Origin of the sequence: Nocardiopsis deserti, assembly GCF_008638355.1 — a bacterium.
GTDB classification, from domain to species: Bacteria; Actinomycetota; Actinomycetes; order Streptosporangiales; family Streptosporangiaceae; genus Nocardiopsis; species Nocardiopsis alborubida.
On sequence record NZ_VWVS01000001.1, the window covers coordinates 411,464 to 435,399 of the forward strand.

A 23,936-nucleotide genomic window follows, 5' to 3' on the forward strand; every position below is an offset into this window, starting at 1 on the left:
AAGTACAAGATCATCACGAAGGCAGTTCCCTGGTTCACGCCAGCGACGGTTCCGGCCATTCCACTAACGCACGGCGACGAAGTCCTCCGGGTCGCGCGGCGGCCTCTCCCGCGGCGCCTCGGCCGCGTGCCCCACGGCCACCGCGCCCATCGGCCGCCACTCCTCGGGAACCTCCAGCACCTCGCGCACCACGTCCGCGCAGAACATGGTCGAGGAGACCCAGGCCGACCCCAGGCCCTCCACGGCCAGTCCCACCAGCAGGTTCTGCACCCCGGCGCCCATCGCCACCAGGAACATCGACCCCTCGGCGTCGGCCCGGCGCGCGTCCGGGTAGGGGTGCGCGCCGTCGGCCACCAGGAAGGGCACCACCAGGTACGGCGCGCCGCGCAGCACGTCGCCGCGCCGCGTGCGCCGGGCGATCTGCTCCTCGGTGAACCCGTCGCCGCGCAGGTCCGCCACCCACGCCGCGAGCATCGCGTCCAGCAGCCGCTCGCGCGTGTGCGCCGACTCCACCAGCACGAAGCGCCACGGCGTGGTGTGGTGCGGCGCGGGGGCCGTCACCGCAGCGGCCACCGCCCGGCGCACCGCCGCCGGGTCCACCGGCGCGTCGGTGAACGAGCGCACCGTCCGTCGGGCCGGGACCACGTCCCGCGACCCGTACCGGAACAGGTCGGCGTCGGGCGGGCGGATCAGCACCGCCGCCCCCGGGCCGTCCTCCTCGGTGACCAGGTCGCCCAGACCGCTGACCACCGCGACCGGGACCCCGTTCGTCTTGCCCTTGACCAGCTCTCCCGCCCCGGCGATCTCGTCGGCCACCGCGTTGACGGTCGCCTCCATGAGGTTGCCGTGGGTGTCGGCGGTGCCGCGCAGGTCCTGCACGGCGGACAGCCCGGCGGCGCCGATGGCCACGTCGGTCTGCCCGACCCTCCACGGCCGCCCGAAGGTGTCGGACACGATCACGCCGACGTTCACGCCCAGGCGCTCGCGCAGCCCGGCGCGCAGCGCGCGGGCGGAGGCGTCGGAGTCCTCGGGCAGCAGCAGCACGGTGCCGGGCTCGACGTTGGAGGCGTCCACTCCCGCGGCGGCCATGACCAGTCCCTGCCGGGTCTGCATGATCCCGGTCCTGCCCGCGCGGGCCACCACCCGGACGGTCTCGGAGGCGACCGCCTCGTCCCGGTCCATGCGGCGGGCACGGCCCTCGGCCTTGCTGACGACCTTGGAGGTGACCACGAGGACGTCCCCGTCGGCCAGCGCGGTCCCGGAGGCGGCCACCGCCTCGGCGACCAGGGCCGACAGGTCGTCGCCGGAGCGCACCTCGGGGATGCCGCCGAGTCCGCGCACGCGCAGTTCGGCGCTCACTCGCCGTCTCCCCGCCCGCGAGCCAGCTCCACGGCCAGGTCCACGGCCGCCTGTGCGAGCGCCTCGGTGGCGGCGGGGTCGCTCATGTACAGGGGACGCGAGCGCACCTCGATCCCCTCCACCTCGGTACCCGCGTCGGCCTCGTCCACCAGCCAGCCGTCCAGCAGGTCGGCGCCCAGGTGCGCGGCGACCGCGCCCGCGCTGGTCTCCACCCCGATCGCGGTCAGGCAGGCGTCGGCCATGCCGCGCACCGGCGCGCCGCCGATGATGGGGGAGACGCCCACCACGGTCTTGTCCACCATGGCCTCGCGGATCCCGGGGACGCCCAGGACGGAGCCCACGCTGACCACCGGGTTGGACGGGGGCAGGATCACGGCGTCGGCCCCGGCGATCGCCTCCAGCACACCGGGCGCGGGCTTGGCCGTCTCGGCGCCGACGCTGACGATCTGTTCGGCGGGCAGCGCCGCGCGGTGTCGGATCCACCACTCCTGGAAGTGGATGGCCCGGCGTCCCTCCCCGTCGTCGACGACCACGTGCGTCTCGACCTGGTCGTCGGTCATCGGCAGCAGCCGCACGCCCGGCCGCCACCGGTCGCACAGCGCCTCGGTGACCGCCGAGAGGGGGAACCCGGCGGCGAGCATCTGCGCCCGAACGATGTGGGTGGCGGTGTCACGGTCGCCCAGACCGAACCAGATGGGCTTCATCCCGTAGGCGGCGAGCTCCTCCTTGACGGTGAAGGACTCGTCGGTCCGGCCCCAGCCCTGCTCCTCGTTGATCCCCCCGCCGAGGGTGTACATCACCGTGTCCAGATCCGGACAGATTCTCAGCCCGAACAGGGTGATGTCGTCACCGGTGTTGCCGATGACGGTGATGCTGCTGTCTGTGGTGTGCTCTTCGGTGGCCGACGCCACGGTTCCGAGCGCCGCCCTGAGGCCGCGGAGGAACCGCGCGCCGCCGATACCGCCAGCCGGTACGACTATCCGCATGCGTCCAAGTCTGGCAGTCTGGGGGCGTGTATGGGTCGTCTGCCCCGCCGTGGGCACGACCCGTGCGTGACCGTTCCGGTATCGGAGGTCCGTGAACTCCGGGGCTGCGGTCGCCATCCCACTCTTCGGCCCCGCCCGGTGTCCCCACATCCATGCCCGGACGCGGCCGATCCACACGTGACAGCCCGACGCCGTTTCCATCGACCCGACGGCGAAGCAGCAGTAGATGGGGAACCTCTCTTGAAGAACGAAACGCTAGAACGCCTGCGCCTTCCGGGGGCCTGGGTCCTGCTTGCAGCCGCGGGCGTGCTCATGCTCTCCGGGCTCATCCAGGTGATCGTCCGATCCAGCGGCTGGCGCTCGGAGACCTCCTTCGCCTCGGCCATGTACGACGCGGGCTCCGCCAACTTCTTCGGCGTGACCATCACGGTTCTGGTCGCCGTCGCCGTGGCCCTGGTCCTGACCAGCGAAAGGACCAGGTCCGGGGCCTCCCCGGTCGTGCTGACCGCGATGATCGTCACCGGTGTGGGCCTGCTGTTCTGCCTGATCACGGTGATCTGCGGCTTCATCGACGCGATCAACATCGGCCACGGCTTCGCCCGGATGCTGAGCACCGTCGCCCAGGGCGCGGTGCTCGGCATCTTCGGCTTCGCCGCGCTCAAGGCCTTCAACGACCCCACCCTGGTCCCCAGAGTGGTGGCGCCGCAGAACGCCTACCCCCAGCAGTTCCCGCCCGCCACCGGCGCGCAGCAGTCCTTCGCCCAGCCGGCCTACCCGGGCCAGCCCGCCGACCCCACCCAGAGCGCCGCCCAGCAGTACGGCGTGGACCCGGCGCAGCAGCAGGCCTACGGTCAGCAGTACGGTGCGGACGCGGCCGCCCAGCAGTACGGCGCCGACGCCCAGCAGTACGGGACCGGCGCGCAGCAGGCGTACGGTCAGCAGTACGGGGCCGACCCGGCGCAGCAGCAGTACGGTACGGGCGCGCAGCAGGCGTACGGCCAGCAGTACGGCGCCGACGCCTCCGGGCAGCAGCCCGTCCAGCAGGGCTACGAACAGCAGGGCTACGACGCCTCCCAGCAGTACGGCCAGCAGTACGGGGCCGATCCCGCCCAGCAGTACGGTGCGGACCCCGCGCAGCAGCAGGCGTACGGTCAGCAGTACGGGGCCGACCCGGCGCAGCAGCAGTACGGTACGGGCGCGCAGCAGGCCTACGGTCAGCAGTACGGCACCGACGCTTCCGGGCAGCAGGCCGCCTACGGCCAGCCGGGCGAGTACGCCTACGACCCGTCCCAGTACGCCCCGCAGGGCACCGAGCAGCAGCCCGCCTCCGGCGAGCAGGCTGCCCAGGACGCGATCCAGTACGGCTGGTACCAGGGCGCTGACCAGGGACAGCAGGCGCAGGACACCCCGGCCGACAGCAATCTTGATCCTTTCTTTAACTCCGGTGAGAACAACGGTAACCAGACGCCCGGACAGGGTAGGGGGTCGTACGGAGGCCAGTACGGACCGGACACCGGATACGGCTCTGACCAGCAGGGACAGGGCGGTACCGGTGGCCAGCAGGGGTGGTACGGCGGCGAGGACAAGCGCTGACCCGGTTCCGGCGGCCCGCGCTCCCCACCGTCTCGGAAGGTCGTGAATTGCGTGGTAATTCGCAGAACGGACATCACCGGACTGCCGCTGGCGGTTCGTCGCATGATATTCAGTGGATTACCACGCAGGGCGCTTGACTCTCAGCAAGCGACCCGCGTGTAATTTCAAGGTGGGATTCCACCCGGCCCGGGGGACGAAAAGGGCCGGGGACATCTATGGGGGGCAACAGGAGGTGCGCATGAGCGAGGTCATCCCGCTGGCGCACGGCTCGGATGAGGATCTGGGCTGGCAGGAACGTGCCCTGTGCGCGCAGACCGACCCGGAGGCGTTCTTCCCCGAGAAGGGCGGCTCGACGCGGGAAGCCAAGAAGGTCTGCCAGTCGTGCGAGGTACGTGCGGAGTGCCTGGAATACGCGCTGGAGCACGATGAGCGCTTCGGCATCTGGGGGGGACTCTCCGAACGCGAGCGCCGCAGGCTGAAGAAAGCCGCCGGGGGAGATTTCGATTTCCTGGCGGAGATGCTCTAGGGCCGCGTGTTGGGACGCGCGTCCGGGTTACGAACCCGGGCGCGCGTTTCTCATGTCCGCCCTCTCCCCGGGTGTGCGGCGATTGCGTCCGGGGTGCGGCCGGAGGCGGTAATGCCCCGATATGACGGACGCCATTCGGACGTGTGTTCGGATTCGGTGTTCCCGTAGTGGTGGGAATGCTCCGATATGGCCGGGCCGCAGCGGCGTGTGACGAAGAGGCCCGCAATGGTGCCGAGTGGCGTAGGGTGATGTCCCGCGCGGGCCGTGTCCGGCCCCGACGAGGTCATGAGGGCCGCGGCCGGCCGTGAACGTCCCGCGCGCGGACCGCGTCCGGAGCGCGGTCGCCCCCGTCGGCCCCGCCCGGCCGGACCCGCGGACCCGATCGGGGCCGCGCCCCTCCCGGAGAGAACCCACCACAGCCGTGCCTGACCAGGATTTCGCCCGACACGTCGTCACCGCGGTCATCGTGTCCCACGACGGCGCCCGCTGGCTGCCCGAGACGATGCAGGCGCTGCGCGACCAGTCCTGGCCCGTGCAGCGGGCCGTCGCCGCCGACACCGGCAGCGCCGACGACAGCGCCGACGTCCTGGCCCGGTTCCTGCCCGCCGACGCCGTCGTGGGCCTGCCCGCCAGCACCGGGTACGGCGACGCCGTCCGTGCCGCCCTGGAACTGCCGCGCTCCACCAGCGCCGTACGCGGCTTCGACGAGGACGCCACCGAGTGGATCTGGCTGGTCCACGACGACCTCACCCCGGACCGGGACGCCCTCGCCCACCTGCTGGACGCCGCCGACCAGGACCCCCGCGCCGCCGTTCTGGGCCCCAAGCTGCGCGACTGGTTCGACCGCCGCCTCCTGGTGGAGGCGGGCGTGACCATCGACGGCGCCGGCCGCCGCGAGACCGGGCTGGAACAGCGCGAGTTCGACCACGGCCAGCACGACGGCACGCGCCAGGTCCTCGCGGTCTCCAGCGCGGGCATGCTCGTACGCCGCGACGTGTGGGACCGCCTCGGCGGCTTCGACCCCTCCCTGCCGCTGTTCCGCGACGACATCGACTTCTGCTGGCGGGTGGGCGGCGCCGGGCTGCGCGCCCTGCTCGTCACCGACGCGGTCGCCTACCACGCCGAGGCCTCCGCCCGGCGCCGTCGTCCCATCTCCGCCACCCGCAACCACCCGCGCCGGGTGGACCGCCGCCACGCCGTCTTCGTGCTGCTGGCCAACCTGCCCCTGGGCGGCATGGTGGCCGCGCTGCTGCGCAACTCCGTGGCCTCGCTGCTGCGCGTGGTGGGGTACCTGCTCATCAAGCAGCCCGCCAACGCCCTGGACGAGGCCGCCGCGATCACCCTGGTCTACATGCGGCCGCTCCGGCTGGTGCGCGCCCGCTTCCGGCGCCGCCGCGACCGCCGCCGCACCTACAGCGCCATCCGGCCCTTCCTCGCGCGCGGCGTGGCCATGCGCCAGGTGCACGACGTGGTCACCGGAATCCTGTCCGGCGAGCCCGTGCGCAACACCCCCGGCCGCCACCAGGCCGTCACCGCGCCACCCGCCGCCGAGGAAGAGGACGAGGTTCCCACCGACACCGCCGGCTTCGTGCGCAGTGTGCTCCTGCGCCCCGGGGCGCTGCTGGTCCTCGCCCTGACCGCGGTCGCCCTCGTCGCCGAGCGCTCCCTGCTCCTGGGCGACCTCCTCGCGGGCGGCGCCCTGCCCCCGGTCGCGGGCGGCGCGGACGACCTGTGGAACCTCTACCTCTCCGGCAGCCCCGACAGCGGACTCGGCGCGGACGACCCCGTCCCGCCCTACGTCGGCCTGCTCGCCCTGCTGTCCACGCTCACCCTGGGCAAGCCCTGGCTGGCCGTCACGATTGTCCTGCTGGGCTGCGTGCCCCTGTCCGGGCTGACCGCCTACCTGCTCGCCCGCGAGGTGCTGGGCTTCGGCCCCGCCCGCCTGTGGATGGCCGCGGCCTACGCGCTGCTGCCGGTGGCCACCGGCGCGGTCGCCCAGGGCCGCCTGGGCACCGCCCTGGTCCACGTCCTGCTGCCGGTGCTGGGGCTGCTGCTGGTGCGGCTGGTGTCGATGCCGCCCAAGCCCTCGCGCCGAGCGGCCTGGGGGGTGGGCCTGGTCCTGACGGTCGCCACCGCGTTCGTCCCGATGGTGTGGCTGCTGTCACTGGTCACGGGCCTGCTGGTGGCCGTCGCCTTCGGCCACCTGGGCCGCCGGATCTACGTCAGCGTCGCGCTGGGCCTGGCCGTCCCGCTCGTGCTGCTGATGCCGTGGACGCTCGAACTGCTCCTGCACCCCAGCCTGTGGCTGCTGGAGGCCGGGCTGCACCGCCCCGAACTGTCGGCGCCGGGCGCCACCCCGCAGGAGCTGCTCATGCTCTCGCCTGGCGGACCCGGGACGCCGCCGTTCTGGGTCACGGCCGGGTTCGCCGTGGCCGCGCTGTGCTCCCTGCTGCTGCTCCGCAACCGGATGCTGGCCGCGGCGGGGTGGTCGCTCGCCCTGTTCGGGATCCTCGTGGCCGTCCTGACCAGCCGGGTGGTCATCGAGCCTTACTACGGCGGCCCCCCGGCGCCGGTCTGGCCCGGTGCGGCCCTGACCTTCGCCGCCACGGCGGTGCTGCTGTCGGCGGCGACCGCCGCGCGCTCCTTCGGTGACATGGTGCGCCTGGGCGGGCCGCGGCGGGTCTTCGCGCTCGCCGTGGGCCTGCTCGCCCTGGCGACCCCCGTCTGCGCTGCGGGTGTGTGGATGTGGGAGGGCGTGCGGGGGCCGGTCACCGCACGCGCCGAACCCGTCGTTCCCGGCGTGCTGGTCGAGGCCGAGGCCGCCGGGGGTGGCGGCCCAGACGACGGGGCGGAGACCCGGCCGCGCACCCTCGTCGTCACCGCCGACGGGGAGGGCGGCGTGGACTACCTGGTCGTGCGCGGGAGCGAGCCGCGTCTGGGCGAGGAGCAGCTCGTGCCCGAGAGCGGGGTCCGCGAGACGATGAACCGGGCCGTGGCCGAACTCGCCGTGGGCCAGGGCGGCGACCAGATGTACACCCTGGCCGACTTCGGCATCCAGTACGTGCTCTACCCGCGCCCGGAGATCAGCGGACCCGCCGACGTCACCATGGTCGACACCCTGGACGGCACACCGGGACTGGAGCGCCAGTCGCTGTCGCAGCACTACGCGCTCTGGCGGCTGGCCGTCCCCACCGGCGCGCTGCGGGTGGTCTCCGAGGACGGTGTCGACGCCGATGTCCTCGCGGTGCGGGGAGCTGCGGACGAGGTGAGCGCCCCGGTCCCGCGGGGCGACACCGGGCGGCTGCTCGCCCTGGCCGAGGCCGCCGACAGCGGCTGGCGCGCCAGTCTGGACGGCGTCGAACTGGACCCCGCCCCCACCCGGAGCGGAACCCAGGCCTGGACGCTGCCCGTGGAGGGCGGCGAGCTGCGCGTCTGGCACACCGACTACGTTCGCGCGGCCTGGCTGCTCACACAGGGACTCCTGCTCACGGTGGTCGCGGTCCTCGCCGCGCCGGGTGTGCGGACCGAGGAGGACGTGCGGCTGATCGAGGCCACGCCCACACCCCGTCCGCGGCGGCCGGAGCGGCTGCGGCGTTCGGGGAGGTCGCGCGGGTCCTCGCATCGGGGCTCACGCGCCGGCTCCGGCCGTTCGGGACCCGACGGTGAGGGCTCCGGCGCGCGCGCGGACGGGGACGCCGCACCGGACGCGACGGAGGGCGGCCCGGCCGGTCCCCCGCCCCCGGGGGAGGACACCGGCGCTCTGCCCGCCGTCCGGGGCAGGGGCCGCCGCCGGGGCACCCGCAGCGTGCGCAGGGGGGAGCGGCGCCGTGGTCGGTGACCGGGGGAGGCGAACGCGCCGGGGAGCAGCGGACGAGGAGACCGGGACGGCCGGGCCGACCAGGCCCGCCGGGTGTCCGGTACCGAACGGGAGGACCAGGCCGTGCGACTGATCGTGGAGAACCGGTTCGCGCTGTTCGGGCTGGTCGCGCTGGCCCTGGCCGCGCTGTTCGGCGTCGCGTTCGCGACCGGGCCGATCACCGCCGAACTGGGCGTCACCACACCCGGGACCGTGCGGCCCGACCACGCGGTGCGGGTGTGTCCCGCCCCGCACGAGTCGGGGGAGAGCTCCGTGGCCGCGTTCGCTCCGAGGGTGAGCCGCGACGACGAGGGCGAACTGTGGGCTGAGTCGGTTCCCGAGGCCCCCGAGGAGGACGTGGACGGTGGGGAGAGCGGTGAGGACGGGAACGGCGGTGACGCCGAGGGCGGCAGTGACGGCGGGAACGGCGAGAGCAGCGGTGACACCGAGGACGGTGAGGACAGCGCGACCGATGGGAACGGTGGAAACGCGGGGAGCGCGGACGGCACCCGGGGCGACACGGTCGGCGGGGAGCTGACCGAACCCGGCCGGGTGTGGAACACCGACACCGCCGGGACCGACACCCCCACCGCCGTCCGCGCCGAGGGGGCCCTGGCCTCGGGCCTCGACGCAGCCCAGACCACCCTCTCCGACGGCTCGGCCACCGAGGTCCGCTGCCTCGAACCCGCCGTGGGGACCTGGTTCGCCCTCCCCGGCGGCGACGGCACCGAGGGCATGCGACTCGACGCGCTCACCGTCCACCTGGCCAACCCCGAGGACTCCCGGGCCACGGTCAGCGTGGACGTCTACACCGAGGGCGGCCCCTCCTACTCCGAGGAGAGCAGGGGCATCGCCATGCCCCCCGGGGCGTCGACCGCACTGGACCTGACCGAGCTGGTCGGCGGAACCAGCGCCGTCGGCGTCCACGTGCGCACCAGCACGGGACGGGTCGCGGCCTCCCTGCTCGCCGAGCACTCCTCCGGTACCGCCGACTGGGTTCCGCCCACGGCCGCGCCCGCGCGGGAGCACGTGGTCCCCGGCGTTCCCGGGGGCGAGGGCCGTCGGCGCCTGCACGTGGCCGCGCCGGGTGACGAGCCCGTCCAGGTGCGCGTGCACACCGTCACCCCGGCCTCGGAGGGCGAGGCGGACGAGGCGGAGGAGGAAGGCGGGCAGGGCGAGGAGGGGCAGGGCACCGGGACCGCCGACGACCCGCTGACCTTCAGCGTGCCCCCGGCGGCCTCCGCCTGGCTCAGCCTGGAGACCGTCCTGGCCGGGGAGCCCGGCGCGGTCGTGGTGGAGGCGGACGCGCCCGTGGTCGCCGGTGTCGCCGCGGAGGCGGTCACCGGCGAGGGGGAGGACGTCGAGGTGGTCGAGGCCGCCTACACCTCCGCCGTGCCGCCGCTCGGCTTCCCGCTGGACACCACCGCGGTCCTGCCCGATGTCCCCGAGGGCGCCGACACCGAGCTGCTCCTGACCGCGGTCGGGGGCGACGCCACGCTCATGGCCACCCCGATCGGCGCCGACGCGACCCAGGGGGACGCCGTGCGCGTGCAGGTCGCAGCCGGGACCACCACCGCGTTCGGCGGGGACGACGGCTGGCAGGCGCCTCCGGGCACCGGGTCCGAGGACGGCTACGCGGTCCGCCTGGAGGTCCTGGACGGCTCCGCGCCCGTCCACGTCGCCCGCGTGCTGCGCGGCGGCGGAGACGGCCTGGGCGTGCTGCCGGTGACTCCCGCGCCGGTGCGGACCGAGCTCCCGGTGACGCGCGACAGCATGGTGGGAGTGGTCCCCTAGGCACGCTGGCCGGGACTGTCGCCGGTGTGACGCAAGACCCCTGACCTGGGAAGGGGGCCAGCGCCCCGGGGCAGCCCTGAGGAACCCCGGGCGAGGGCGGTCAACCCTCGGGGTCCACCGACTCCGGTTCCACGCCGAGCAGGTTGGCGACCTCCTCGACGACCGTCTCGTGAACGAGGAGGGCCGTCTCCTCCGGATCCTTCGTCCGGATCTCCACCGGACGCCGGTACACCACGATCCGGGCCCGGCCGGAGGGGTCGGTCTCCAGGCGGGAGAACGGGATCGCCTCGGTCAGGGGGCCGTGGGGCGGAACCGGGGGGACGTCCTCCACGAGGAAGTCGACATTGGCCAGCTCTCGGGCCCACAGGCGTTCGAGCCGTTCGACGGCGTCCAGGACAAGATCGTCGAAGGCCTGCGCTCGGCTCCGAAAAACCGGCAGGTCAGAGGGCACGAGAGGACCGCGGATGCCTCGGCCTCTGCGGTCCCGGCGCCGCACTCGGTCTGGTTGGCCACTGGAAAGGCGCACTCGTCGCACACTTCGAGACTAAGCCATCACGGGCCCCGCGCGTAGTCCCTCCCGGGGCGAAAGCGCTCACGCGCCCGAGGAGCGGCCGCCGGACGGTGACGGGGGACGGGTCGGAGGTGGTGAGCCGACCCCCGGGAGGCGGCCGGAGGACGGCGCGCGGAGGCCGCGGACGAGCGCGAACGGACCAGCTCATGGAACGATGCTGGCGTGTCCCTCAGTAAAGGCATACAGTCGAACGCTGTGAGCCCTGTTCGACGCTGCTCCCGTACCGCTTGCAGACAGCCTGCCGTCTTCACGCTCACGTACGTCTACGCCGACTCGACGGCCGTCCTCGGCCCGCTCGCCGCCTACGTGGAACCGCACTGCTACGACCTCTGCGCCGTGCACGCCGACCGGCTGACGGCACCGCGCGGTTGGGAGGTCGTCCGACTCCCGGTCGAGACGTCGGGCGGCGGCCCGGGCAGCGACGACCTGGAGGCCCTCGCCGACGCCGTACGTGAGGCGGCCCGCCCGCCTGCCCGCAAGGACCCCTCCGACGAGATCGGCGAGGGGACCGAGACGCTGCGCCGGGGGCACCTGCGCGTGGTCAGATCCGATCCGGGGCGCGGTGAACAGCAGCCCCCCCGGCACTCCGGCGGGTAAGCCGGTAGACGGCGCCGACGCCGCCCCGCCCCGCCGCGGCGGAGAGGGCCCCGGGGCCGAACCGGCGGCGGTGCGGGGGTTCGCGGGGGCGCCTTGCTAGTTTTGTACCGCGCGCGGCCCGGCCGCGCGGGACCGAAGCCAAGCAGGACCGACCTGGCCGGAGAAGACGTGGCTGACCTCGCAAGCATCTTCAAGGCATACGACGTGCGGGGCGTGATCCCCGACACCTTCAACGCCGACATCGCCCGGGCGATCGGCGCGGCCTTCGCCCGTGTGGTCGGCGGGGAGGCCGTCGTGGTGGCCCACGACATGCGCCCGTCCTCGCCCGAGCTGGCCACCGCCTTCGCCGAGGGCGTCACGGGCCAGGGCCTGGACGTGGTGTTCGCCGGTCTCGGCTCCACCGACCTGCTCTACTACGGCTCGGGCCAGCTGGACCTGCCCGGCGCCATGTTCACCGCCAGCCACAACCCCGCCGAGTACAACGGCATCAAGATGTGCCGGGCCGGGGCCGCGCCCATCAGCGGCGAGACGGGCCTGGACGAGATCCGCGGCCTGGCCGAGGAGATCCTGGCCGGGAAGGAGCCCGTCGGGGGAGCGTCCGCCCACGACGGCCCCGCCGGGACCATCACGCACCGCGACCTGCTGGCGGGGTACGCGGACTACCTGCGTGAACTGGTCGACCTCTCGGACATCCGGCCGCTCAGGGTCGTGGTGGACGCGGGCAACGGCATGGGCGGCCACACCGTCCCCGCCGTCCTGGAGGGCCTGCCGCTGGAGGTCGTCCCCCTCTACTTCGAGCTGGACGGCACCTTCCCCAACCACCCGGCCAACCCCCTGGACCCCGACAACCTGGTGGACCTCCAGGCGAGGGTCCGCGAGACCGGCGCCGACATCGGCCTGGCCTTCGACGGCGACGCCGACCGCTGCTTCGTCGTGGACGAGAACGGCGACGCCGTGCCGCCCTCGGCCGTCACCGCGCTGGTGGCCGCCCAGGAGTTGGAGCGCGAGCCGGGCGCCACGGTCATCCACAACCTCATCACCTCCAAGGCCGTCCCCGAGATCGTCCGCGAGAAGGGCGGCGAGCCCGTCCGCACCCGGGTCGGGCACTCCTTCATCAAGGCGACCATGGCCGAGACGGGCGCGATCTTCGGCGGGGAGCACTCCGCCCACTACTACTTCCGCGACTTCTGGCGCGCCGACACCGGTATGCTCGCCGCGATGCACGTCCTGCGGGTGCTGGGCAACGACGACCGCCCCCTCTCCCGGATCGCCGAGGCCTACTCGCGCTACGCCGGGTCCGGCGAGGTCAACTCCAAGGTCGCCGACGCCCCCGGGCGGATGGCCGCGGTACGCGAGGCCTTCGCCGGGCGGGACGGCGTCACCGTCGACGAACTCGACGGCCTGACCGTCTCCCTCCCCGACGGGTCGTGGTTCAACGTGCGCGCCTCCAACACCGAGCCGCTTCTGCGGCTCAACGTCGAGGCCCCCGACGAGGCGTCCATGGCCGGTCTGCGCGACGAGGTCCTGGCCATCGTCCGCGCCTGACCAGGCATCATTGGGAGCAGAGGGACACCCCACTGCAGAGGAACGAGGACATGAGCACGAAGATCGACGGCTGGCTGCTGGAGATCCTGGCCTGCCCGCAGAGCCAGGCCCCGCTGCGCCACGACCCCGAGACCGACGAGCTGGTCTGCGACGAGAGCGGCCTGGCCTACCCCATCCGGGACGGCATCCCGGTCCTGCTGGTCGACGAGGCGCGAAAAATCGGGTGAGACCGGGAACGCCTCGGGCGTTCCAGCAGTCATAACGGTTGCGCCGGGGTAACGGGGCACGACGGGACGCACCACCGCGTTCCCCGCAACCCGTACCCTGGTGCTGCGCGCCCTCTCACCCCTATCCTCCCGGAGGACACCGATGCCCGGTCCCGAATCGCTACTGCCGAGCGACCCCTCCTCGTTCGGCGAGTACAGCGTGACAGGACGGCTGGGCAAGGGCGGCCAGGGAATCGTCTACCTCGCCGAGGACGCCGGCGGCGAGCAGTACGCGGTCAAGGTCCTCAACGACCAGTGGTCGCGCGACAGCGACCTGCGCAAGCGGTTCGAGAAGGAGGTCCGGGCGGCGCAGAAGGTCGCCTCCTTCTGCACCGCCGCGATCATCGACGCCCAGCTCGACGGCGACCCGCCCTACGTGGTCAGCGAGTTCGTGCCGGGCAAGGACCTCCAGGAGACCATCGCCAAGGGCGCCACCCAGAAGGGCTCCACCCTCCAGCGGCTCGCCATCACCACCGCCACCGCCCTGGTCGCCATCCACAAGGCGGGCATCGTCCACCGCGACTTCAAGCCCGGCAACGTGCTGCTCGGCCCGGACGGCCCCCGCGTCATCGACTTCGGCATCGCCCGGATCGACGACGGCACCGCCACCATGACCAACTCGATCGTCGGCACGCCCTCCTACATGGCGCCCGAGCAGATCGAGGGCCGCGGCATCACCGACAAGTGCGACATCTTCGCCTGGGGCTGCGTCATCGCCTTCGCCTCCACCGGGCGGGCGCCGTTCGGCTCCGACACCGTCCCGGCGGTCGTCCACCGCGTGGTCAGCGCGCCCCCGGACCTGACCGACATGGACGAGGCCCTGCGCCCGATCGTCGAGTCCTGCCTGGACAAGAACCCGGACAACCGGCCCAACGCCCAGACGCTCCTCATGCGCCTGCTGGGCCACGACGGGCCCGAGACCTCCGGTCCGTCCACCGACGACGTCGTCAAGCAGGGCGAGAAGATCGCCCAGACCGGCCTTTTCACCGGCGCCCAGATGCCCTACCGGCCGCACACCGGGCCGCAGCAGCCGCACACGGGCCCCCAGCAGCCGCACAGCGGTCCGCAGGCGGGTGCCGCCGCCGGGTACATGCAGCCGGGCACCTCCAACCCCCGCCCGGGCATGCCGGGGCACCCGATGGGCTCCGACCCCCGCCACGGCTTCGTCCACCCCGGCACCTCCAACCCCAGGCCCGGGATCCCCGGACACCCGGGGGTGTCCAACCCGCGTCCGGGTGCTCCCGCGTACCCGCCCCCGCCGCCCGGCATGCCCCACGGCCCGCACGGCGTCGGCAACCCCATGGCCACGGGCATGAACCCCAACCAGACCTACGCCCGCCCCGGGGCGCAGCAGCCCATGCCGCGCCCCGTCGAGCAGAACTCGGTGCTCCAGCAGAGCTGGGTGATCCCGGCGGTGCTCATCACCATCGTGATCCTGCTGCTCGTGCTGCTCCTGATCGCCGTCAGCGGCGGCTGACCACTCAGATCCGGGTGAGCTCGTTCATGGCCCGGGACACGGCCTCGTCCACGAGGTCGCGCACCTGGGGCCAGCGGTCGTCCACGCAGTCCGTGGGCATCACGGTCACGCTGTCGGTGCCGGACATGCCCAGCGCGTCGCGCACCCCCTCCGCGGTGGTCAGACGCGCGTCAGCGGTGACCGCGAGCACCCCCGTCCGGGGACGGCCCACCTCCTGGACCACCACGAACAGCGACAGGGACGCCCCGCCCACCGTCAGCTCCAGCGCCGTCCACCAGTGCGCGGCCCCCGGCGTGAGCAGGTTCCGGGCCACGACCTCCGAGGCGGTCCCGGGCTCGGAGTCGTCCGAACCACCCGAGTACACCGACGTGCGCGCCGCGGGGTCCAGCGCCCGCAGGATCATGGCCAGCGACTCCCGGCGCGAGCGCACGTAGTCCAGGACGCGGCGGCGCGTCACCGCCGCCAGCGGCGACACGGGGGAGCGGGGCTCGGGGACGTGCTCGGGGGTCCAGCTCAGCTCGTCGAGCAGCGTGCCGGTCACCAGGCGCGCGAAGTGACGGACCATCCCGGCCAGGCGCTCGTCGGCGTCGCGCCCGCTCCACGGCGGCGCCAGGGGGTCGGGCAGCAGCGGCGGGAAGTCCGCCCGCCGCAGCACCAGGGACGCCAACAGCCACGGCAGTGCCCACGCGTGCGTGCCCTCGGGGCGCTCGGGGTCCAGTTCGGCCAGCACCGCCACGCCCTCGGCGTAGATCTGGGCGGCGCGCACCACCGGATGGGCGGGCACCGAGGCGGCCCGCGCCAGCCGCAGCGCCTGCTCGGAGTCCACGGGGCGCAGGGGGGAGCGCGCGGGGCAGTCCTCGGGCAGGTTCCTGGCGCGCTCGGCCAGCTCCGAGACGAACGCGGCGGTGAACTGCCGCCCGGAGGCCCCGTCCGCCGCGGCGGACACCACCAGCTCCTCCAGTGCGGGGCCGCCGCCCAGCGCCCGCACACGGCGGACGGTCAGCTCGCGCCGCGCCGCGGCCCGCGCCTCCCGGGGCTGGCTCTGCCGGTGCTGGGCCCAGATGGCCCGCAGCCGGTCGACGTCCATGAGGTCCTCGCGCACCAGGGCCGGAATCCGGTCCAGGTCCGCACCGCAACGTAGGGTATCCACGTGTCTTCCGTAGCCAGTGGGCAGTTGGCCAAAACCTGTCACGGGCCCCGACCTGTGGCCGCTACCGGACGCGTCGGCGTGTAAACCGGGGGTGGTCAGGGGCGGCGGCCGTGCAGCAGCCGCATCGCCTTCTGCTTCTCGAAGTCCAGTGCACGGGCGGGCGCCGCGGCGAGCCTGCCCAGCCGCTCCCCGTGCGAGCGCACCCGCGCCAGGACCTCGGGCTCGGCCAGGACGCGCAGGGCGAAGGCCAGCGCGGCGGGCGGGATGTCGAACTCGCGCTCCAGTTCCAGGCCCACCGCGATCGTGCGCAGGTCCTCCTCCGTGAACCGGCGGTGCCGGTGCCCGCGCCCGGTGGGCTGCTCCTGGGTGCGGGGCAGCAGGCCCAGACCCTCGCGGTAGCGCAGCATCCGAGCGGTGGTGCCCACCCGGTCGGCGGCCGCGGAGATCGGCACGGGGCCGAGCGGCTGGAGGTCGGACGGGGTCGGGTCGTCGTCGAGGGCGGCCATGTCCGCGACCCTAACCGAACCTCCCGGCCAAAGAGCGCAAAACTGACAGTCAAATGTCAACTTCGTACGGTCGTCCGGGCCGCGGCCCTAGAATCGGGTGCGCCACGACCATCACGAGTGAGGAACGCATGGCTTTCGACTTCAAGGTCGCCGATCTCTCCCTGGCCGCCTTCGGACGCGACGAGATCCGGCTCGCCGAGCACGAGATGCCCGGCCTCATGGCCACCCGCGCCGAGTACGGGGACAGCAAGCCGCTCCAGGGCGCCCGCATCATGGGCTCGCTGCACATGACCGTCCAGACCGCGGTCCTCATCGAGACCCTGGTCGCCCTGGGCGCCGAGGTGCGCTGGGTCAGCTGCAACATCTTCTCCACCCAGGACCACGCCGCCGCGGCGGTCGTCGTCGGCCCCGACGGCACCGCCGAGGACCCCAAGGGCGTCCCGGTCTTCGCCTGGAAGGGCGAGACCCTGGAGGAGTACTGGTGGTGCACCGAGCAGGCGCTGACCTGGCCGGGCGCCGAGGGGCCCAACATGATCCTGGACGACGGCGGCGACGCCACCATGCTCGTCCACAAGGGCGCCGAGTACGAGAAGGCGGGCGCGGTCCCCGACCCCGACAGCGCCGACAGCGAGGAGATGGGCGTCGTGCTGCGCCTGCTCAGCGCCAGCCTGGAGCGCGACGCCACCAAGTGGACCGAGATCGCCAAGCGCATCAAGGGCGTCACCGAGGAGACCACCACCGGTGTCCTGCGCCTGTACGAGATGCGCCGCGAGGGCACCCTGGCCTTCCCCGCGATCAACGTCAACGACTCGGTCACCAAGAGCAAGTTCGACAACAAGTACGGCATCCGCCACTCGCTGCCGGACGGCATCATGCGCGCCACCGACGTGCTCATCGGCGGCAAGGTCGCCGTGGTGTGCGGTTACGGCGACGTCGGCAAGGGCGCGGCCGAGGCCCTGCGCGGCCAGGGCGCCCGCGTGGTCGTCACCGAGGTCGACCCGATCAACGCCCTCCAGGCGGCCATGGACGGCTACCAGGTCACGCTCCTGGAGGACGTGCTGGAGACCGGTGACATCTTCATCACCACCACCGGCAACTTCAACGTGATCATGGCCGACCAGATCACCCGCATGAAGCACCAGGCGATCGTCGGCAACGTCGGCCACTTCGACAACGAGATCGACATGGCCGGTCTGGCCAGGGTCCCCGGCGTCGTCAAGAAGGAGATCAAGCCGCAGGTCCACGAGTGGACCTTCTCCGACGGCAAGTCCGTCCTGGTGCTCTCCGAGGGCCGTCTGCTCAACCTGGGCAACGCCACCGGCCACCCCAGCTTCGTGATGTCCAACAGCTTCACCAACCAGGTCATCGCGCAGATCGAGCTGTTCACCAAGCCCGACGAGTACCCGACCGACGTGTACACGCTGCCCAAGATCCTCGACGAGAAGGTCGCCCGGCTGCACCTGGACGCGCTCGGCGTCAAGCTGACCCAGCTCACCAAGGAGCAGGCCGCCTACATCGGTGTGGACGTCTCGGGTCCCTACAAGCCCGACCACTACCGCTACTAGGCGGTGTCGCTTTAGGGCTCCGCTGCGCTCCGCCCCGTGTTCGGGCGCCCGGAGAACAGGAACCTTCGGCGCCTACGGCGGGTTCGCTCGTTCCTCACGAACCCGCCTCCGGCACCTCCAGAACCCTGTGGGCGCCCGAACGTGTCGCCCACGGGGGTGAGCCGACCAAGAAAGCAGGAGCCGGGCAGCACATGACACTCCCCTCCCACCAGGTGGCGGACCTCGGCCTCTCCGGGGCCGGGGTCCGCCGCGTGGACTGGGCCGAACGCTCCATGCCGGTGCTGCGCAGCGTGCGCGAGCGTTTCGCCGCCGAACGCCCCCTGGACGGCCTGCGCGTGGCCGCGTGCCTGCACGTGACCGCCGAGACCGCCAACCTGCTGCGGGCCCTGCGCGCGGGCGGCGCGAGCGTGTGGCTGGCGGCGTCCAACCCGCTGTCCACACAGGACGACACCGCCGCCGCCCTGGTCACCGAGTACGGGGTTTCGGTCCACGCCTGGGCCGGAATGGACCCGGTCTCCTATGACCGGAACCTGGTCACGGTCCTGGAGTCGCGGCCGCACCTGTTGCTCGACGACGGGTGCGACCTGGTCAACACGGCCCACCTGGCCCGCCCCGACCTCCTCGACGGAGTGCTGGGCGGCTGCGAGCAGACCACCACCGGCGTGATCCGGCTGCGCAGGATGAGTGCCGAGGGCGAACTGCGGCTGCCGATGGTCGCGGTCAACGACACCGCCACCAAGCGCATGTTCGACAACCGGTACGGCACCGGCCAGTCCACCATCGACGGCATCCTGCGGGCCACCAACGCCCTGCTCGCCGGGCGCACGGTCGTGGTCGCCGGGTTCGGCTACTGCGGCCGGGGCCTGGCCGAGCGCGCCCGCGGCATGGGCGCCCGCGTGGTCGTCACCGAGGTCGACCCGGTCAAGGCCCTGGACGCGGTCATGCAGGGCTACACCGTCAGCACCATGGAGGAGGCGGCCCCCGCCGGGGACGTGTTCGTCACCGTCACCGGCAACCGCGACGTCGTCCGCGCCGAGCACCTGGACCTGATGAAGGACGGCGCGATCCTCGCCAACTCCGGCCACTTCGACCTGGAGATCGACCTGAACGCCCTGGAGGACCGGTCCGTGGAGGTCAACCGGGGCGTGCGCGAGCAGGCCGACGAGTACGTGCTGGCCGACGGGCGCCGACTGCTCCTGCTGTCCGAGGGGCGCCTGGTCAACCTCGGCGCCGCCGAGGGGCACCCGGCCGCCGTGATGGACCTGTCCTTCGCGGTGCAGGCCCTGACCACGGCCTGGCTGGCCCGCAACGCCTCCGACCTGGAGCCGGGCGTGGTGGAGGTGCCCGCCGAGACCGACACCGAGGTGGCCCGGCTCGAACTGGCCGCGCTGGGGGTGCGCATCGACGCGCTCACCCCCGGGCAGGAGGCCTACCTGCGCTCCTGGCACGCCTGACGGGCGGCCCCGCGCCCGACCGGTCCCTCAGGTCGCGCTCAGCGCGGTCGCGGCGGCCGTCGCCGGAGCGGGAACCGGCTCGCCGCGCCCGCTGTCTCCAGACGTCCCGATTCAGGGGGAGGAGTGCGGGCCGTACCACTGCTGCCGGGGGCCGCCCTGCGGGTACCCCGGCTGGGAGCGCTGGGCGGCGATCTCGTGGCGGCGCCGGCGCTCGGCAAGCACCGCGGCCAGGAAGTAGGGCGGGGTGGTCCCCGGCGGAGGGGGCGGGCTGATCTGCGCGGCCACCGCGTCGGCCAGCCGGACGCCCATCTCGTGGCGGGTGTGCTCGGCCAGCTCCCCGTACCGGAGCACGTACTGGCGCGCCGCCGCCGCGGTCTCCGGGGACAGCCTCGACAGCTCGGTGTTCGACGCCCAGGCCGCCAGGTGCGGGGGCATCGGGACGACCTCCTCGCGCGGCCTGCCGCCGCGCTCCTCCACCACCATCGTCCCGGCCACGAAGTCGCCCACGCGGCGACCGTCGCGGTTGATCATGGACGTGACCAGCGCGACCACGCCACTCGTCAGCCAGATCTCCACGAACGCGGCCAGCGCCCGGCCCAGTGCCTGCCGGAACCGCTCGGGGGAGCCGTCGGTGCCGACCACGCGCAGGCCCAGGGCCATCTTGCCCAGGGAGCGCCCCCGGGAGACGGTCTCGAAGACGGCCGGGTAGCCGACCAGGACCAGGACCATGCTCGACAGGGACACGGCCGCGGTGATCGCGGGGTCCAGGTCCCTGCCGATCCAGGTGACCAGGACGCTCAACGCGATCAGGGCGATGACCTGGACCAGGGCGTCGATGGCCAGGGCCGCGGCCCTGGTGGCGAAACCGGCCGGACGCAGGTCCAGGACCACGGCGTCACCCGTGACCAGAGGTGTCACGCCGTACACGTCGGCGCGGGCGTCGCCGTTGCCGGGATAGGACACCAGCACTCGCTCCCTCAGGGCTGTCTGAAACCGTCGTCCCGACATTACCCGGCACGCGGGACGGCTGTTCGCAGCGGAGTCGGGAGTGCGCTCCGAAGGGGTGGGCCGAGGGGGCCCGGCGACCGGCGCCCGAACCGGACCGCGCGCGAAACGGATAGGGTCCCTTGCGTGGATATCGACGTGTTCGCCGCGGCGCACGCCCCGGAGTGGGAACGGCTGGACCGACTGGTGCGCAGGCGCCGCTCGCTGGACGGTGAGGAGATCGACGAACTCGTCGAGCTCTACCAGCGGGTGTCCACCCACCTGTCGGTGGTGCGCTCCTCCGGGCAGGACCCGGCGCTGGTGGGCAGGCTGTCCGCGCTGGTGGCGCGGGCCCGCTCCGCGGTGACCGGCGCGCACGCCTCCGCGTGGCGCGACGTCGGCGGGTTCTTCACCCGCGTGTTCCCGGCGGTGCTGTACCGGCTGCGGTGGTGGTGGATCGGCACCAGCGCGGGCATGGTCGCGATCGCCGCGGTCACCGCCCTCTGGATCGTGTCCGAGCCCGACGTGCTGCACGCCCTGGGCACGCCGGACTTCATGGCGCAGTACGTCGACCACGATTTCGCGAACTACTACATGGAGAACCCCCGGGGCTCGTTCGCCGCCCAGGTGTGGACCAACAACGCGTGGGTGTCGGCGCAGGCGATCATCTACGGCGTGGCCCTGGGGCTGCCGACCCTGGCGGTGCTGCTGATGAACGCGGTGAACGTGGGCGTCGCCGCGGGGATCATGCTCGCCCACGGCCAGGGCGACGTGTTCTTCGGGCTGCTCCTGCCGCACGGGATGCTGGAGCTGACCGCCGTCTTCGTCGCGGGCGGGGTGGGCCTCAAGCTGGGGTGGACCATCATCGCGCCCGGCGACCGCACCCGCATGCGCGCCCTGGGTGAGGAGGGGCGCGCGGCCATCGCGGTGGCCCTGGGGCTGGTGGTGGTGCTGCTCATCTCCGGGCTCATCGAGGGCGCGGTGACCGGCAACGCCGCGGCCGGGGTCATCCCGATCCCGGTGGCACTGGGGATCGGCGCGCTGGCGGAGCTGCTGTTCGTGGTCTACGTGTTCACGGTGGGCAAGAAGGCCTACCGGGAGGGCGAGACCGGCGACCTGGAGAACGCCCCCGCGGCCGTCCCGGTGGCCTGAGGTCTTCATCCCGCCCGGCGCTTTTCCGTGGCATCATCCGGGTTATGGAGACCGACACCTCCCACTGGTTCAAGAGCTCCCACAGCAGTTTCGAGGGCGCGTGCCTGGAGGTTGCCTTCGCCCGCCCGGGCTGGTTCAAGAGCAGCCACAGCTCCGCGGAGAGCCACCACTGCGTGGAGGTGGCGTTCGAACACACGGGGAACTCCGTGCGGGTGCGTGACTCCTTGGCGCCCCGGGCCGGGAGCCTGGCGGTCAGTCGGGGAGAATGGTCCGCCCTGGTCCGTTCGCTGGGTGCGGCGGTGGACTGACCGCTCCGGGACGGCCTCCGGGGCAGCATGAGGTCGGCGGCCGCGTAGGACCCCTTGTTTCCACAGTAAGCCGGGGGAGCCGTCGATGGCGGCCTGTGTCGCTGCCTGTGGAAAACGCGGGCCCGTCAGTGCTCCGGCTGCTCGCCCCGTGCGGCCCGGTCCCGCCACTCCCGGGTTCGTTCGGTGTCGGGATGGTCCCTGCCCAGAGCCTGGTCACGTACCTTCAGGCAGGCCTCGAACCAGCTCTGGGCGGCGTTGAGATCACCGCTCTCGAAGGCAGCGCGGCCCAGGTAGTAGTCGGCCTGGGCGGTCAACGGATGTCGTTCTCCCATGGTGCGCGCCCGGATCAGCCGTACCTCGCGGAACTCCTGTCCGGCGCTGACCGGGTCCCCCTTGCGCATCACGGCATAGGCCAGGTTCTCCCACGCGGCCAGGGCCCTGGCGTCCTCTGGTCCGGATACGCGGCGCCAGGCGTCGAGCACGGCACGGAACTCCTCCGTCGCGGTGCCCCACTCCTCACGTCTGATCGCTATGAGGGCGAGTTGGAAGCGCGCGTCCAGGGTGTTCTCGTGGTCGGGGCCGTGGTGGAGTTCGCTGAGCTCGAACAGAGCACGGTACTCGGTCTCAGCCTCGTCGACGAGCCCCTGGTTCATCTGGGCCTCGGCGCGGTGGTGCCTCGCTCTGAGCGTGAGTCGATGCGTGGGACCGTAGTTCTCCTCAGCGATGCTCCACAGTCGCGTGGCCTGGTCGTAGGCCCACTCCATGAGCCCCAGGTGGATGAGCCTGCGATTGATCTGTGCGGAGTTCTCCATGAGCGATCGCACGAAGGACTCAGCGTTGGCGTTGATCGTCGGCAGGTCGACCGGGCGGAGCTGTGCGCGCAACGCCAAAAGGTTGCTGTAGGCGGTCAGCTCGACCAGGGGGTCGTGATCCTGTTGCCAGGTGAGCAGCTCCTCCGCCTCCTCCAACAGGGGAAGCTCGGAGGTGGTGAACCCGGCGCGTACCGTCTCCGAAACCAGCGGGTGGAGGCGCAGCGCGGTCTCCTCGTGGGCTGTCACCACCGTGACCAGGCCCTGCACGACGAGGGAGTTCACGGCGCGCGCCAGCTCCGCCTCGTCCAGGAAACCGAGGGGATCACCACTCATCCTGGACACGGGTAGCCGACGCAGGGGGACCTCCCGGCCCTCCCCGCCGAAGACCGACAGCAACCTCAGCAGCGGCACGGCCTTGGGCTCGCGCTCCTCCACCAGGCGCAGGGACAGCTCCCACACCCCCGACAGCAGCCCGCGCTCGACGTCGCCACCGGTGATGAAGGGCGCCGCCAGCTCGTCCAGGGCCCCGACGCCCTCGTCGAGCCGCGTCAGCAGCGCGTGCGCGTCCGGGAACAGCACCCGGTGCGTGGCCAGGATCCGACCGGCCAGCGCCAGCGCCAGCGGCACCCCGCCCAAACGGCGGGCCAGCTCCTCCGCGCCCGCGAGCCCGGCCGCACCGCCCGCCCCCGCGTGGTCGGCCAGGGCCTCGGAGGCCGCCGGCCCCTCCAGCTCCCCGATCCGGTGCACCCGCGCGGGCGCCCACTGCGCGGGGTCGTCCACCCGGCTGGTCACCAGCACGAACCCGCCCGGGCTCGCCCGCATCCACCCCAGCTGGTCCCCGGGCCGGTTCTCCGGGTCCAGCTCCTCGGGCCGGTCGGCGTTGTCGATCACCAGCAGCCACGGCCGCGCCGCCGCGTCCAGGTGCCGCCACACCCACCGGGCCGCCTGGCGCCGCGCCCCCTTCACCTGCTCGGCCTCCTGCCGGGAACCGCCCACCTCCACGGCGGCCTCGACCATGCTCGCAGCCACGCTCCCGGGCCGAACCCAGAACACCGTCCACCCGTCGCGCCGCGCCCGCTCGGCCAGCTCAGCCGCCACCGTGGTCTTGCCGAACCCGCCGGGCCCGGTCAGCACGTGCGGAACCGGCGCACCGGCCTCCATCGCTCCGCCCAGGGATTCCAGGAGCCCCTCACGTCCCCGTACGGCCGTCGCCAGCCGCGGCGGGTCAAGGGACACGTCGGCGAGCTGCGGCGGAGCGGGAGCGGGCGCCTGGAGGGTCACGCCGCCGTGGATGTCGCGCACCTGGAGCAGCTGGCCGTGGACGGCACCGGAGGAGGCGTTGCCGTGGGCCCCGGGGGGAGAGGTCATACCCTCCATACTGCACGCCCGGGCGCCGCCCCGGGGAGGGGCGGCACCCGGACGGTGACGGAGGGGG

General features: G+C 73.0%; 19 protein-coding genes. 12 read left to right on the top strand and 7 right to left on the bottom strand.

What is annotated here, in order from left to right; translation table 11 throughout:
• Positions 1-63: 63 nt before the first annotated feature.
• Positions 64-1,359: a coenzyme F420-0:L-glutamate ligase gene (locus tag FYW99_RS11560; protein ID WP_150252004.1), complete on the bottom strand. Its 1,296-nt coding sequence runs from the start codon at positions 1,357-1,359 to the stop codon at positions 64-66.
• A complete protein-coding gene (gene cofD, locus FYW99_RS11565; RefSeq protein WP_150252005.1) occupies positions 1,356-2,345 on the bottom strand; it encodes a 2-phospho-L-lactate transferase in 990 nt (329 codons plus the stop codon). The genes FYW99_RS11560 and cofD overlap by 4 nt, the downstream gene beginning before the upstream one ends.
• A gap of 240 nt (positions 2,346-2,585) precedes the next feature.
• On the opposite strand from cofD, the gene FYW99_RS11570 reads away from it, so the two are divergent.
• The 4 genes from FYW99_RS11570 (at position 2,586) to FYW99_RS11585 (ending at position 10,114) form a co-directional block, all read left to right on the top strand.
• A complete protein-coding gene (locus FYW99_RS11570) occupies positions 2,586-3,938 on the top strand; it encodes a hypothetical protein (protein ID WP_150252006.1) in 1,353 nt (450 codons plus the stop codon).
• 238 nt (positions 3,939-4,176) lie between these two features.
• Positions 4,177-4,464 carry a WhiB family transcriptional regulator gene (locus tag FYW99_RS11575; protein ID WP_013154770.1) on the top strand — a complete coding sequence of 96 codons (288 nt, stop codon included), beginning with the start codon at positions 4,177-4,179 and terminating at the stop codon, positions 4,462-4,464.
• Between the two features lie 421 nt (positions 4,465-4,885).
• A complete protein-coding gene (locus FYW99_RS11580; RefSeq protein WP_150252007.1) occupies positions 4,886-8,302 on the top strand; it encodes a glycosyltransferase family 2 protein in 3,417 nt (1,138 codons plus the stop codon).
• A gap of 102 nt (positions 8,303-8,404) precedes the next feature.
• Positions 8,405-10,114: a DUF5719 family protein gene (locus FYW99_RS11585; protein ID WP_150252008.1), complete on the top strand. Its 1,710-nt coding sequence runs from the start codon at positions 8,405-8,407 to the stop codon at positions 10,112-10,114.
• A 100-nt stretch (positions 10,115-10,214) separates the two neighbouring features.
• Here FYW99_RS11585 and FYW99_RS11590 read toward each other — a convergent pair whose 3' ends face one another.
• A complete protein-coding gene (locus tag FYW99_RS11590; RefSeq protein ID WP_150252009.1) occupies positions 10,215-10,610 on the bottom strand; it encodes a metallopeptidase family protein in 396 nt (131 codons plus the stop codon).
• 270 nt (positions 10,611-10,880) lie between these two features.
• Between FYW99_RS11590 and FYW99_RS11595 the strand changes: the two genes are divergently transcribed.
• From FYW99_RS11595 to FYW99_RS11610, 4 genes are all read left to right on the top strand, one after another.
• Positions 10,881-11,282: a DUF3499 domain-containing protein gene (locus tag FYW99_RS11595; protein WP_150252010.1), complete on the top strand. Its 402-nt coding sequence runs from the start codon at positions 10,881-10,883 to the stop codon at positions 11,280-11,282.
• A 168-nt stretch (positions 11,283-11,450) separates the two neighbouring features.
• Positions 11,451-12,827 (top strand): phosphomannomutase/phosphoglucomutase, encoded by a 1,377-nt coding sequence (locus FYW99_RS11600; protein WP_150252011.1) that lies wholly within the window; start codon positions 11,451-11,453, stop codon positions 12,825-12,827.
• A gap of 50 nt (positions 12,828-12,877) precedes the next feature.
• Positions 12,878-13,054, top strand: a complete 177-nt coding sequence (locus tag FYW99_RS11605; protein ID WP_013154764.1) for a Trm112 family protein — start codon at positions 12,878-12,880, stop codon at positions 13,052-13,054.
• Positions 13,055-13,196: 142 nt separating this feature from the next.
• Entirely contained in the window at positions 13,197-14,570 is a 1,374-nt protein-coding gene (locus FYW99_RS11610) for a protein kinase domain-containing protein (RefSeq protein ID WP_150252012.1), read from the top strand.
• A 4-nt stretch (positions 14,571-14,574) separates the two neighbouring features.
• On the opposite strand, the gene FYW99_RS11615 is transcribed toward FYW99_RS11610, so the two are convergent.
• Both FYW99_RS11615 and FYW99_RS11620 read right to left on the bottom strand, forming a co-directional pair.
• Positions 14,575-15,720, bottom strand: a complete 1,146-nt coding sequence (locus FYW99_RS11615; protein WP_150252013.1) for a hypothetical protein — start codon at positions 15,718-15,720, stop codon at positions 14,575-14,577.
• 95 nt (positions 15,721-15,815) lie between these two features.
• Complete coding sequence (locus tag FYW99_RS11620; protein WP_150252014.1) at positions 15,816-16,226, bottom strand: MerR family transcriptional regulator; 411 nt, start codon at positions 16,224-16,226, stop codon at positions 15,816-15,818.
• Between the two features lie 128 nt (positions 16,227-16,354).
• Between FYW99_RS11620 and ahcY (FYW99_RS11625) the strand changes: the two genes are divergently transcribed.
• Entirely contained in the window at positions 16,355-17,791 is a 1,437-nt protein-coding gene (gene ahcY / locus FYW99_RS11625; RefSeq protein ID WP_150252015.1) for an adenosylhomocysteinase, read from the top strand.
• Between the two features lie 191 nt (positions 17,792-17,982).
• Positions 17,983-19,245 (top strand): adenosylhomocysteinase, encoded by a 1,263-nt coding sequence (gene ahcY / locus FYW99_RS11630; RefSeq protein ID WP_150252016.1) that lies wholly within the window; start codon positions 17,983-17,985, stop codon positions 19,243-19,245.
• 111 nt (positions 19,246-19,356) lie between these two features.
• Here the strand turns inward: ahcY (FYW99_RS11630) and FYW99_RS11635 are convergent, their stop codons facing one another.
• The gene (locus FYW99_RS11635) at positions 19,357-20,214 is read right to left on the bottom strand and encodes an RDD family protein (protein WP_150252017.1); all 858 of its coding nucleotides are present in this window, start codon (positions 20,212-20,214) and stop codon (positions 19,357-19,359) included.
• Between the two features lie 162 nt (positions 20,215-20,376).
• On the opposite strand from FYW99_RS11635, the gene FYW99_RS11640 reads away from it, so the two are divergent.
• Together FYW99_RS11640 and FYW99_RS11645 are read left to right on the top strand one after the other, a co-directional pair.
• Positions 20,377-21,381: a stage II sporulation protein M gene (locus tag FYW99_RS11640; protein WP_150252018.1), complete on the top strand. Its 1,005-nt coding sequence runs from the start codon at positions 20,377-20,379 to the stop codon at positions 21,379-21,381.
• 44 nt (positions 21,382-21,425) lie between these two features.
• Positions 21,426-21,689, top strand: coding sequence for a DUF397 domain-containing protein (locus FYW99_RS11645; RefSeq protein ID WP_150252019.1), 264 nt, complete (start codon positions 21,426-21,428; stop codon positions 21,687-21,689).
• 125 nt (positions 21,690-21,814) lie between these two features.
• Here the strand turns inward: FYW99_RS11645 and FYW99_RS11650 are convergent, their stop codons facing one another.
• Complete coding sequence (locus FYW99_RS11650) at positions 21,815-23,878, bottom strand: tetratricopeptide repeat protein (protein ID WP_394350349.1); 2,064 nt, start codon at positions 23,876-23,878, stop codon at positions 21,815-21,817.
• Positions 23,879-23,936: the final 58 nt, after the last annotated feature.